Genomic DNA, 12,058 nt, shown 5'->3' on the forward strand with positions numbered 1-12,058 from the left:
ACGACCATGACCGATACCGACACGCCCGCACTAGCAAGCTAAAACCCCAAACGAGAGGAAAACGCCGTTACACCACTACAAGGGACTTGACCAGACACAACCACGACCAGTGAGAGAGAGATCGTTCCTTAGGTCGATGACGCGGGCGTTCGTTTTCTACTACGGTGACGGTGTGACCCCCTCTCCGTCGGACCCGAATCGGGAACGCCATCGCCGGCTATTGCAACGCCAGGCGGTGATCTTTGGCAGCATTGGCCTGCTTATGGCCATCACGCTGGTTGTTGCGCTCGCGCAGTTCAGTGGCCTGTTGCCCTCGCCATTCGCGCGCGAGTTTTCCACGGAAAAAGAAGCCGATACTAAGCCCAGCTATATCCCGGTCTGTCCCCCTGAAGGAACGGTGCCGGTGGCGCTGACCGACATTACGGCCGATGTCTATAACGGCACGTCGCGTGCGGGGCTTGCGGGCTCGACAGCGAAGAGCCTTGGCGAACTCGGGGTCAAAACTGGGGCGACCGGTAACTTCGACGCCGGCTACAAGGGCAGCGCAATGATCCGTGTCAACGCGGACCAAATCGCGCAGGGCTACACGATCTCACGGCTCTTCCCGGACTCCGTCGTCGTATTAGAACAGCGAGATAAGGCCGTCATCGACGTCATTGTCGGTGACGCTTACACGGAAATGTCTCCCGCAGATGCCATCGGCAAAGATCCCTTCGCGATGCCCGAAGGATGCCAGCCGCCGGGCGACTCGGCGGGAGACGAAGCTCCCGCCGAGGACGCCGAAGGCTAACCGTTTTGGCGCACGCCGCGCCCGAACTCCTCGCCACCAATCTCAACGCCGCCCGGGGCTGACGCCGGGGAAGCCGGCTCGAACGACGTACCCCGCCACCGCGACAGCGCACGCATGACGTGGTAGATCACGATCGCCGAGGCCGAGCCGAGCGCGATGCCCTCGAAGCTCGTCTGGCCGACGTTGATGGTGTAGTTCGCAATCGCGACGATGAGCGCAACAGCGGCAGTGTTGAGGTTCACCGGGTCGGAGAAATCAACCTGGCGCTGCACCCAGATCCGAACACCGAGCATGCCGATCATGCCGTAGAGCACCGTAGCCGCGCCGCCGAGCACGCCCGCGGGAATGGTCGCGATCGCTTCTCCGAACTTCGGCAGCATCGACAACCCGAGCGCGAACAGTGCCGCACACACATAGGCCGCGGTCGAATAGACACGGGTCGCGGCCATGACGCCAATGTTCTCAGCGTAGGTCGTCGTACCCGAGCCACCGCTGGAGCCGGCGAGCGCCGTCGCGACGCCGTCAGCAATCAACGCGCGGCCGGTCACGTCATCGAGGTTCTCCCCCGTCATCGCCGCCACCGATTTCACGTGCCCAACGTTTTCCGCGACGAGCACGAGGACGACCGGAATGAACAGGCCGAGGTAGACCGGATCGAAAGCCGGCGCATGGAAGGCCGGCAGACCGACCCAATCCGCCTTTCCGATCGCCGCGAAGTCCACCTCGCCGCGCAGGGCAGCGGTCACATAACCGATGAACACACCAATCAGGATCGACAAGCGACCAACAATCCCCTTAAACAACACGGTCACGAGCAGGATCGCGGCGATCGTGACCACCGCAGTCACCGGCGCCTGCTTCACCCAGTTCCACGCCGCGGGCGCGAGGTTGAAACCGATGAGGGCGACAATCGCTCCCGTAACGACCGGCGGCATGACGATATCGATCCACCGCACGCCGGCAAAGTGCACGATGACACCGACGACCGCGAGCGTGAGACCGACGGAAATGATGCCACCCTGCGCGAGGGCCATCCGCTCCGGGTCAAGCCCGTTGCTCTCCCCCGGGACAAACCCCGTCACCGCGCCGATCGGTGCGAGGAGCGCGAATGAGGAGCCGAGGTAGCTCGGAAGCCGCCCAGCGGTCGTGATGAGGAAAATGAGCGTGCCGATCGCCGTGAAGAACAACGTCGTCGACGGCGGGAAGCCGGTCAAAAGAGGCACTAAAAAAGTGGCCCCAAACATGGCCACTACGTGCTGTGCTCCAATCCCGGCGGTGAGCGACCAACTCAGTCGCTCACCCGGAGCCACAATCTCCCCGGGTCCGATGCGACGGCCATCGCCGTGCAACGTCCACATGCCTGACTTTTTCTTGTCCATAGCGTTCCTCCCTGGAGCTGGTTCGTCGATCACTGTACAACTCGCACCCCACCACCTGTTTCGACACGCCGTATGCTGAGCACATGACTCGTCAGCCGTCGTCAAGCGACCCGGTCGACCTCGTCTTTCCCGGGACAGAAGAGATCGATCAGAGTGCCGTCTTCTCCGGCCCGGGTTACCGCGCGCCCAAAATCCCCACCGAGCCGACCGCCATCACGGCACTCGTGCTCTCCTTACTCTTCTTCGTCCCGTTCCTGCCGCTGCTCGGCGTCGGGTTCGGGATTGTCGGCTTGCGGCGGTGCGCCGACCGTCGCCGCAATGGGCATGGGCTCGCCGTCGCCGGGATCGTGATTGGGGCTGTCGTCTCGGCTATCCAGCTGATGGTGTTCGTGCTGTACTCCCTCGGCCAGTAAGTCCTGCGATGAAACCCTTCGTGTTGATCTCGACGCGGCCGGAAGATGAGACCGCGGAAGCCGAATACGAACTCTTCTTGCGCTACGGCGACCTGCAAGAATCCCAACTTCGCTGGATCCGCCTAGAATCCGAACCCCTGCCCGAGATCAACCTCTCCGAGATCTCCGGCATCATGCTCGGCGGTAGCCCGTTCACCGGCTCAATCCCCCGCGAACATAAGTCGGATACCCAGCTGCGCGTCGAACATGAACTCTCGCTCCTCCTCGACGACGTCGTCGACACCGATACCCCGCTCCTTGGCACTTGCTACGGCGTCGGCACGCTCGGCCGCCACCAAGGCGCGACGATCAATTTCACCTACGGCGAGGAAATCGAGGCGCCGCTCATGCGCATCACCGAGGCGGGCCTGTCCGACCCACTCCTTGCCGGCATTCCTCGCGAATTCCGCTCCTTCGTCGGCCACAAGGAAGCCTGCTCGCAACTCCCGTCCCACGCAACACTGCTCGTGACCTCGGCCGCGTGCCCGGTACAAATGTTCCGCATCAAAAAGAATCTGTACGGCACGCAGTTCCATCCCGAACTCGACGTCCCGGGCATCCACCTGCGGATCGATGTCTATAAGAACTCCGGTTATTTCCCCGCCGACGAAGTACTCGCGGTCAAGGAATACACGGCCTCCTTCGATGTCTCCGCATCCAACCGGATCGTTCGCAACTTCACGGAGCGCTACGGCCGGTAGCTTACAGCCACGCCAACCAGCTCGCGGGCAGCAGGGTATAGCCCACGAAGGCCACGATATCGATCGCCGTATGCGCGATCACGAGCGGCATCACGCGGCCGCGCCGCCGATAGTACTCGGCGAAGACGATGCCCATCACGACATTGCCGATCGCCGGCCCGATCCCCTGATACAGGTGGTAGGAGCCGCGCAGCAGGGCGGACGCCGCGGTCCGTGCCGGCGCCGACCAGCCTATCTCGTCCAGCCGCTCCATGAGATAACCGACGGCGATGACCTCCTCTAACACCGCGTTCTTCACGGCGGCCAAGATGAGGACGGGAACCGCCCACCAGTAGGGCGGCAGCCCGGCAGGCGAGATATTCACGGTGATCCCGATAGTGCGGCCAAGGAGATAGAACCCGAGCCCCGGGATCCCGATCAGCGCCCCCAGTCCAAGGCCCGCCAGGAGGTCGCGTCCGGGTCGCCGGATATCGAAGCCGATCCGTGCGAGGGCGCTTTTCCCCGAATCGCTCAACAGGTAGAGCGCGAGCGCCACCGGCACAAGCGCGAACGCGGTCCCGAGCACCTGGTAGGTCAGGTCGAGGTAAGGGCGCGGCGACAGCGAGGTGTTGAGCCCGGCGCTTTGGTGGCGCAGCGGAGTGTTTGAGGTCAGCCGAGCAATGATGTTGACGAGCGAGTAGATGCCGGATTGCCCGAGAGAAAGCCCAAGAACGATGAGGATCTCGGGGCCAAGCGGGCGCCGAACGGGGGCCGTCACAGCCAGTCCTTCTTCTTCATGAGGAAATAAACGCCGCCGGAGAGGCCCACGACGAGCGCGGTCGAGATCGCGAGTCCGAGCGGTTTGCCCTCCCCCGGGAACGGCACGTTTTGTCCGAACCAGCCCGTAATCAGGGTCGGCACGGCAATGATGGCGGCCCACGCCGCCAGCTTCTTCATCACGGTGTTGAGGCGGGAGTCTTGCAGCTGCAGGTGCGTTTCTACGAGGTTTTGGACGACGTCGCGCAGCGAGTCGGTCCATTCGCTCGCGCGCAGGACATGGTCCATAAGGTCCTGGAACCACGGGTCTGGCCGGTCGGCGAACTGGTGGCGGATCAGCCGGTTGACGACCTCACGCATCGGCAGAATATAGCGCCGTAGCCGCGACAGATCCTTTCGCACGGCATAGGCGCGCGCGGAAAACCCGCGGTCGGGCCCGTCGTCGGCAAAGAGGTCGTCTTCCAGATCATCGAGCATGCCATCGATCTGCTGGATGGTCTCGAAATGATCATCGACGAGGGTATCGAATAGGACGTGCACGAGGACATCGACATCTTTCTTTGACCGGTTCTTTAGCTCGCGGTCGGCATTCTTCATGATGCGTACGACGTCGATGTCCTCATCGAGGCGCACGGTCACGAGTCCGTGCGATAGCAGAAAGCCCGATACGCGCGACACGTCGAGCCGGCCATCTTCTATGTCTTTACCCTCTTCGAGGTGGGTCCCATAGACGACGAAGAACAGCTGCCCGTTGATCTCGGTGAGTTTCGGGCGCTCGTGGGGTGCGAGCGCGTCTTCGACGTTAGACGGATCGAGCCCGAGCTCGCTCGCGAGCCGTCCCAGCTCGTCCTCCGTCGGCGCTACCAGGTCCACCCAGCACAGCGTGTCTGGATCCTGGAGGGACGCCCGGATTTGGGACGGTGCAAGATCGGCCGATTGGGGCGTTCCGTTCACCCAGGTGCGGGCGTGGATCGTGGCTGACGTGGCAGGACGCATGGACACTATTGTGCCCACAATCCGACTTAGGTCCGATATCAGGCTGATAACCGCGCGCTACTTTTAACAGCAAGATGAGCACTCAACGCACCAAGACACTGCTGGCTTGGGCAGTTGCCGCATTCATTATCTTGATCCTCCCTGTTCGGTCTCGGCTGGGTTACCCGTCCGCTCCTGTGGCTGGTCCGCAATCCGGTGATTCTGTTCGCGCTTGTCGCAGCGGCGTGGCTCATCTGGGTGATACCGCACCTGAAGGAACCCAAACACGTGCCGCCGGAAACGCGCGAGCTGCAAGCGGAGATCAATAAGACGTACACCCGCCGCGCTTGGGTGAGCTTCGGCATCACCGCGCCCGCCCTGGCGCTCGCGTGGGTGCTGATCTGGTGGGGCCAGCAGGTGCAGCTCGCGAACTCCTACACCTCGGAAGCTACCGTCCCCAGCTACGAATATCGCGCGCCTTTCGTGGTCGCCGAACAGCTGGCGAACCGAGACCTTGATGACGTGATCGGCGACCGCGCCGGGGTTCATGCCGTGCAGACGGAAAAAACTCCCAATCAGTACACGTCGCTCGTGATCCGGCGCGGGATCTTCGAGGGCTACGAACCCGTCCAGATGATCCAGTCGCCGCTAGTGGGCGCGAAGAATCAGACGTCTAATGCCTGCCGTTTCGACCCTGCGCACAAGCTGCGCCTCGGCGGCTGGGCTCCCACGGATAACCTGGGCTATTGGTTGTCCTTCCAGCGCCCCTTCTCGTTTTGGGACAACGAGGATGCCTACGGTTTTTGCGATGGCGATGAACCCGTCGTCGTCGTGCCGCTCAAGCGCCTGGGCGGGTTCTGGCCCGTCGTCACCGAACACCCCGACGGGGCAGCGGTCTATCGCGGCGGCAGGCTCACGGTCTATGGCGCGGGCGAGATCCCGTCCGAGATCGTCGGCCCCACGTACCCGCGCTCGATTGCGGCAGCGCAGCGTAGCTCCAGCGTGGCGTCAGCGTCATTCATGGACTGGATATTCAAGCGCGCCGGCTACGACACCGCGGGCGAGACACGCGATGACGAGGACAGCAGCGGCGAGCCGAACGCCGCGAACGCCCTGGACTTCTCCCTCATCAGCAACGGCGGCAAGGGCGAATACGTCACCGCGCTGACGCCCGTCGGGGTATCCGAATCGGTCGTGGCCCTCGGCCATGTCAGCAACCGGCAAGAGGGCCCGGGCCTCAACCCGTACGTCGTCTCACGCTATCCGGAAGCGCTGCCCGCACTGTCGACGAGCGAGAACCGGATCCGCAGCGGCTTCAACCAGCTGCCCAGCTGGGCCTCCGGCATGCGTGTCATGGAGATCACGCCCGCGGCGGACGGGAACTATGTCGTGAGCATCGGCCAAAACCAGGTGGTGACCTACCGCATGGTGATCGCGCAAAACGGCGCGGTCTCGCTCCTCGACCAGGTCGGCGCTGCCCCCGCCCCGCCGAAGGAGGGCGAGGGCGATCCGACGAAGCTCAGCACCGAGGAAGTGCAGCGGCGGATCAAGGAGTACATCGACGAGCTTGCCAAGCGGGCCGACGGGTATAGCGATAACGCCGCCTAGCAGCGCTGGGCGTTGAGCCAGAAGAACGCCTTGACGACGCTTGCGGTGATGCGCTCTCGGCCAGGCTTCATCAGCGCATAGGTCCGGTCGATCTCTGCGATGAGCCTCTTGTCGCAGTCACAGGAGAAATAGCCCTGGGCGCCGTAGCAGTTGTCGTGGCTCATGCAGGCCGCATCGAGAAGATCCAGGGGATCGCCGCCGCCATGGCCGGCGCTCTTTGCGAGGTTCTCATCGAAATGCAGTTCGCGAGCGGGATCGGTGGCGATGAAGGGCAGCAGTTCTTGGGAGATCGTCTCCTCCGTCGCGTTCGCGGCCGCTGGCGCAATGCCAGATCAGAGACCCCAGGCGAGTACTGCGATCCCTCCGGCCGCACGCGCGGCCCACGCTTTGGTCATCTGAATTCCTCCCTGTGATGACGTAATCGTGGGCCACATTACATTTCCGGGAAGCGATTTCGAAGGATTCCTGCGCCGCCTTTTTGGCCGAAATACGTGCGGTAAAGCCGTTTCTGACTTGCGATCTTTCCGGGGTTTAGTCGGATTGATAGAGATGCGCGAGCGACATTGTGCCTACAGTTGACGCATGTTAGTCGCATTCTCTGTCGCGCCCAGTGGCGGCGCCGACGAAACCGGATCCGTCGCCAAGGCCGTTGCTGCCGCGATCGAGGTGGTCCGTTCCTCGGGTCTTCCGAACCGGACTGACGCCATGTTCACGACCATCGAAGGCGAATGGGATGAGTGCATGGACGTCGTCAAACGCGCCACCGAAGCGGTCGGTGCGTTCGGTCCGCGCGTCTCGCTCGTCCTCAAGGCCGATATCCGGCCCGGCTACACCGGTGAGCTCGACGGCAAACTCGCCCGCCTCGAACAGCACCTGAGCTGACATGTCCGGCGAGCGCCCGTGTCCGCTCCTGCCCCACCCGGGCACCGGAGAGCTGTTCGCCTCTCCCGTCCCGCCGGGCACCGGCTGGCCCGGGGACGTAGCCGACGCGTCGACCCCGATTGCGCGTGACAAGGCCGACGTCGAGCGCCTGGCCGACGAATCACTCGACACCGAGGACATCGATGCGCGGATATCGGTATGTCGCGCGTGCGAACGACTCGTGACCTGGCGCGAAGACGTCGCCCGCACAAAGCGCGCCTCGTTCGCCGATGAGCCGTACTGGGGCCGGCCGGTTAAGAGTTTTGGGAACCCCAAGTCCCACCGCGTGATCATCGGGCTCGCACCCGCGGCGCACGGTGGGAACCGTACCGGGCGAATGTTCACCGGGGACCGCTCCGGGACGTGGCTGTTCGGGGCACTGTATCGGGCCGGACTCGCCTCGAAGCCGGCGACGGATGATGCGAGCAGTGAGCTCGAGCTGTTCGGCGCGCGGATCGTCGCGCCCGTGCACTGCGCTCCCCCAGACAACAAACCGACAACGGCGGAGCTCGCCACATGCGCGCCGTGGATTAATCGCGAGCTTCAGCTGCTGCAGCCGCGAGCACTGCTCGCGCTTGGCGGAATTGCCTGGCAGGCAACGCTGAAGACGGCCCGCGCGCTGGGCTGGCAAGTCCCGCGCCCCGCCCCGAAATTCGGGCACGGCGCGACGACCGTACTGCAGACCCACTACGGCCCGGTCCGCCTGTTTGGCTGCTATCACGTCTCGCAACAAAACACGTTCACCGGTCGCCTGACCGAAGCGATGCTCGACGACGTGATGTCCCAATTCGCTTCTGCCTAGCGAAGCATTAGCCTGGAAGCGAGGTAGGTGAATGAGGTGTCCCCAATTCCACGCGACGATGATCGCTGCACGCTGAGATCCGCGGCGATCGGAGAGATTGCTGCAGGCAGCGCAGCGAGCGCGACGTGTTGGGTACTCCTCGAACAGCCGGGCGCATGGGGCCGGAAAGCCGCGACCCAATCCGACCTCGACCCCGAACTCGGCGCACGCATCGATGCGCTCGTCTCCTCCGTCGGGGGCCGCTTCGGCCTCATCCGCGAACCCAATAAGCGCGTGAGCGAAAGCGACGACAAGCGGGTCCTGCTCATCGCTGGCGGGCTGCGCGGCGAGCCCTGGCTCGTGCGCGGCACCATCACCGACCCGGCCAAACTCGACCGCCTCACGACCGAGGCCCTCACCGCCGATACCCCCGATGAGGTGCTGGCCCTCTTCGCCAGGTTCGTCGTCGCGCGGGAAGCCGTCGCCCTCGTATGCACCAACGGCACACGCGACCTGTGCTGCGCACTCGAGGGCCGCCCGGTCGCGAGCGAAGCGGCGCGCCAACGCCAAGACCTCGTCTTCGAAACCTCGCACACGGGCGGTCACCGCTTCGCGCCGACGGGCGTGCTCCTGCCAAGCGGGTTCACGTTCGCGCGCGCGAGCGCAGAACACGTCGTCTCAGCCATCGACGCCGCCTCGATGGGGATCATCACCCCCGACCTCAATTCCCTGACCCACAACCGCGGCATGTCCTACCTGTCCCAGCCGGAGCAGGTCGCGCTCGCCTTCGTCCAAGAATCGCTCTGCGTCGCCCGACTCAGCGGCTGGCAACTCGCATCCGAGGACCTCGGCGATGAGCGTTGGCGGGTGCGGGTCCGGCGTGAGGAGGTCGACGAAACCGTCCTCGTGACGCACGATGCGTCGGCGGGTGAGACGCGGCCCCTCTCATGCGGCGCCGAGGCGAAACTTCTTGGCCGCTACCGCGCCCAATTCAGCGAAAAATAGCCCCAATCCGCTCTGGTACGCCCGTACCAATGGCGGTAGACTGAACGCGACGCAAAGATGCGAACGAAAGGGCGGGTAATGACCGAATCGGAGCTAATCCGGGAGCTGACCGAGCATGCCCAGGTCATCACCCGGAAAAACACGCGACTCGCCTCGGCCCTGGCCGCCGCGCGGCAAGAACTCGCGACGCTGCACCAGGAAATCGATCGCCTCACCGCGCCCCCGCTGAGCTTCGGCACCTACCTGCGCACCGTCGACGCGCTCGAGCGCACCGTCGACATCACCACCGCCGGGCGTCGCATGCGCGTGCGCGTCTCCCAATCCGTGCCGCTCGGCGGCCTCGAGCCCGGCACCACGGTGCTGCTCGACGATCACCTCTCCGTCGTCGCGACGAGCGAGGCCGACGATGCCGGCGAGATCGTCGTCATCGAACAGCGCCTCGATCCCAACCATGTCCTCGTCGTCGTGCGCGGAGAAGACACCCGCGTGCTACGGCTGGCCGGCGACCTCGCCCGCGAGCGCCTGCGCCTCGGCGATTCGCTCCTGGCCGACCTGCGCGAGGGCTACGCGCTGCGACGCATCCTGCGCGCCGAGGTCGAAGACCTCCTGCTAGAAGAAGCCCCCGAAACCTCGTGGGAGGCGATCGGCGGCCTCGATGACGCGATCGAGCAGATCCGCGACGCCGTCGAACTGCCCCTCACCCGCCCCGAGCTCTTCACGCGCTACGGCCTGCGCCCACCCAAGGGCGTGCTGCTGTACGGTCCGCCCGGCTGCGGCAAGACGCTCATCGCCAAGGCGATCGCCACGTCCCTGTCCGCCACCTCCGGCACCGACGCATACTTCCTCAACATCAAGGGCCCGCAGCTGCTCGACAAGTACGTCGGGGAAACCGAACGCCGTATCCGTCTCATCTTTGCGCGGGCGCGCGACAAGGCCGCCCTCGGCCTGCCCGTCGTGATCTTCTTCGACGAAATGGAGTCGCTGTTCCGCACCCGCGGCTCCGGGGTCTCCTCTGACGTCGAAACGACGGTCGTGCCGCAGTTGCTCGCCGAGATCGACGGCGTCGAAGAACTGCGCAACGTCATCGTCATTGGCGCCTCGAACCGCGAGGACATGATCGACCCGGCGATCCTGCGGCCCGGGCGGCTCGACGTGAAAATCCGGATCGATCGACCGAACGCCGACGGCACCGCCGCGATCCTCACGCGTTACCTGACGGCGGACCTGCCCGTCGCCGAAAAGGAGATTACCGACGCCGGGGGCGTGGGCGAGGCCATCGCCGTGATGCGGGCGCGAACGCTCGACGCGCTCTTCGCGCGGAATGAGGAAACCGCGCTGCTCACTGTGCGCCGCCGCTCCGGCGCTCGCGAGACGTGGCATCTGGCGGACCTCGTCTCCGGCGCAATGATCGCCAACATCGTCGACCGGGCGAAAAACGCCGCGATCAAGACCGAGCTCGCGACCGGCACCGGCGGCCTCACCACGGCGCATCTGCTCGCGGCGGTGGCGCGCGAGGTGACCGAAAACGCCGACCTACCCGGCGCATCCGATCCCGAGGAGTGGGCGCGTGTCGTCGGCCGCGGCCACGGCGGCGACCCGATCATCGCCGTCATCCCGCGATGATCAGCGTCGCCCGCATCCAGGGCATCGAAACCGAGTATGCGCTGCTTGACCGCGCCGACCCGAGTGCCGATCCCGACTCCCTGGCAACCGAGCTGATATTCGCCGCTGCCCGCGCCGGCGCCGCCGCTGGGCTGCCCGCGACCCACCACGTCCCGGCTTCCGAAGGACGCGATCTCGAGCTCGGGGCTGGCGCCCGCTTCGATTACTCCGGCGAATCCCCGCGCGCCGATGCCCGCGGCTTGACACACGACGAGCTTGCCGAAGAGGCCCGCACCAATGAGGTCCGCGGCGCGGCGCTCACCGCGGCGCCCACGAAGTGGGTCATCCGCCTGACCCCCTTCGAAGCGCACTATTACCGCGGCTCGGCGATCCACGGCCCCAGCGGCGCGCGCCTCTACGTCGACCACACGCACCCCGAATATGCGGCGCCCGAGGCGATCGGCCCAGTCGCGGCCGCGCGCTACGACCTCGCCGGGGACCGCCTCATGCAGCGCGCCTGCGAAGCCCTGAGCGCCGAGACCGACCGCGCCTGCGTCCTCCTGAAGAACACCACCGACGGCAAGGGCCAGGCCTGGGGCGCGCACGAGTCCTACCTCATGGACCGTGACACCGACTGGGACCTCATCACCGCGACGCTCACGCCGTTCCTCACGACGCGCCCGATCATCGGCGGCGCAGGCCGCGTCGGACTGGGGCAGCGCAGCGAACGCGCCGGCTTCCAAATCTTCCAGCGCGCCGACTTCATCGAACAACTCAGCTCCGTTTACACCACCCGCGAACGCCCGATCATCAACACCCGCGACGAGCCCCACGCCGAACGCGAGACGTGGCGGCGGCTGCACGTCATCACCGCGGATGCCTCGCAATTCGCCCCGACGGCGCTGCTGCGGCTCGGGAGCCTGTCGGCCGTCCTGTCCCTCATCGAAAACCACCCCGACGACGCGGCCGCGCTCGCCGCCCGCTTCGCCTTTGCCGGCTCTTCACAATCGAGGGTGTAGTCGGGGTTTGAATCCGCCGGCCTCGAGGAGGCTGCGGGCGATGTAGTGGCTCAGGTTCCGGAAGCCCAG

14 protein-coding genes are annotated in these 12,058 nt (G+C 65.2%); 10 read left to right on the forward strand and 4 right to left on the reverse strand.

The window, feature by feature from the left end:
* Positions 1–172: 172 nt before the first annotated feature.
* The gene (locus BSZ39_RS10590; protein WP_158025181.1) at positions 173–790 is read left to right on the forward strand and encodes a LytR C-terminal domain-containing protein; all 618 of its coding nucleotides are present in this window, start codon (positions 173–175) and stop codon (positions 788–790) included.
* Here the strand turns inward: BSZ39_RS10590 and BSZ39_RS10595 are convergent.
* Complete coding sequence (locus BSZ39_RS10595) at positions 787–2,169, reverse strand: uracil-xanthine permease family protein (RefSeq protein ID WP_073717303.1); 1,383 nt, start codon at positions 2,167–2,169, stop codon at positions 787–789. The genes BSZ39_RS10590 and BSZ39_RS10595 overlap by 4 nt on opposite strands.
* 83 nt (positions 2,170–2,252) lie before the next feature.
* Here BSZ39_RS10595 and BSZ39_RS10600 point away from each other — a divergent pair, with 83 nt between their 5' ends.
* On the forward strand, positions 2,253–2,582 hold the full coding sequence (locus BSZ39_RS10600; protein ID WP_073717304.1) for a DUF4190 domain-containing protein: 330 nt from the start codon (positions 2,253–2,255) through the stop codon (positions 2,580–2,582).
* An 8-nt stretch (positions 2,583–2,590) separates the two neighbouring features.
* A complete protein-coding gene (locus tag BSZ39_RS10605) occupies positions 2,591–3,322 on the forward strand; it encodes a glutamine amidotransferase (protein ID WP_073717305.1) in 732 nt (243 codons plus the stop codon).
* Position 3,323: 1 nt separating this feature from the next.
* On the opposite strand, the gene BSZ39_RS10610 is transcribed toward BSZ39_RS10605, so the two are convergent.
* Positions 3,324–4,079 (reverse strand): CPBP family intramembrane glutamic endopeptidase, encoded by a 756-nt coding sequence (locus tag BSZ39_RS10610; RefSeq protein ID WP_222842935.1) that lies wholly within the window; start codon positions 4,077–4,079, stop codon positions 3,324–3,326.
* Complete coding sequence (locus tag BSZ39_RS13605) at positions 4,076–5,074, reverse strand: magnesium transporter CorA family protein (RefSeq protein WP_073717306.1); 999 nt, start codon at positions 5,072–5,074, stop codon at positions 4,076–4,078. The genes BSZ39_RS10610 and BSZ39_RS13605 overlap by 4 nt, the downstream gene beginning before the upstream one ends.
* A gap of 195 nt (positions 5,075–5,269) precedes the next feature.
* Here BSZ39_RS13605 and BSZ39_RS10620 point away from each other — a divergent pair, with 195 nt between their 5' ends.
* Positions 5,270–6,661, forward strand: a complete 1,392-nt coding sequence (locus BSZ39_RS10620; protein WP_073717307.1) for a hypothetical protein — start codon at positions 5,270–5,272, stop codon at positions 6,659–6,661.
* Here the strand turns inward: BSZ39_RS10620 and BSZ39_RS13960 are convergent.
* Complete coding sequence (locus tag BSZ39_RS13960; RefSeq protein WP_158025184.1) at positions 6,658–6,825, reverse strand: hypothetical protein; 168 nt, start codon at positions 6,823–6,825, stop codon at positions 6,658–6,660. The genes BSZ39_RS10620 and BSZ39_RS13960 overlap by 4 nt on opposite strands.
* Between BSZ39_RS13960 and BSZ39_RS10625 the strand changes: the two genes are divergently transcribed.
* The 6 genes from BSZ39_RS10625 (at position 6,817) to BSZ39_RS10650 (ending at position 11,989) form a co-directional block, all read left to right on the forward strand.
* A complete protein-coding gene (locus BSZ39_RS10625) occupies positions 6,817–7,074 on the forward strand; it encodes a hypothetical protein (RefSeq protein WP_073717308.1) in 258 nt (85 codons plus the stop codon). The genes BSZ39_RS13960 and BSZ39_RS10625 overlap by 9 nt on opposite strands.
* Positions 7,075–7,243: 169 nt before the next feature.
* The gene (locus BSZ39_RS10630; protein WP_073717309.1) at positions 7,244–7,543 is read left to right on the forward strand and encodes a thiamine-binding protein; all 300 of its coding nucleotides are present in this window, start codon (positions 7,244–7,246) and stop codon (positions 7,541–7,543) included.
* 1 nt (position 7,544) lies between these two features.
* Positions 7,545–8,384, forward strand: a complete 840-nt coding sequence (locus BSZ39_RS10635) for a uracil-DNA glycosylase (protein ID WP_073717310.1) — start codon at positions 7,545–7,547, stop codon at positions 8,382–8,384.
* A 36-nt stretch (positions 8,385–8,420) separates the two neighbouring features.
* Positions 8,421–9,368: a ferredoxin family protein gene (locus BSZ39_RS10640; RefSeq protein ID WP_073717311.1), complete on the forward strand. Its 948-nt coding sequence runs from the start codon at positions 8,421–8,423 to the stop codon at positions 9,366–9,368.
* A 78-nt stretch (positions 9,369–9,446) separates the two neighbouring features.
* Positions 9,447–10,991 carry a proteasome ATPase gene (gene arc, locus BSZ39_RS10645; protein ID WP_073717312.1) on the forward strand — a complete coding sequence of 515 codons (1,545 nt, stop codon included), beginning with the start codon at positions 9,447–9,449 and terminating at the stop codon, positions 10,989–10,991.
* Positions 10,988–11,989, forward strand: coding sequence for a proteasome accessory factor PafA2 family protein (locus tag BSZ39_RS10650; protein WP_073717313.1), 1,002 nt, complete (start codon positions 10,988–10,990; stop codon positions 11,987–11,989). Before arc ends, BSZ39_RS10650 begins: the two co-directional genes overlap by 4 nt.
* Positions 11,990–12,058: the final 69 nt, after the last annotated feature.

It is taken from the genome of Bowdeniella nasicola (genome assembly GCF_001907295.1).
Taxonomy (GTDB): domain Bacteria; phylum Actinomycetota; class Actinomycetes; order Actinomycetales; family Actinomycetaceae; genus Bowdeniella; species Bowdeniella nasicola.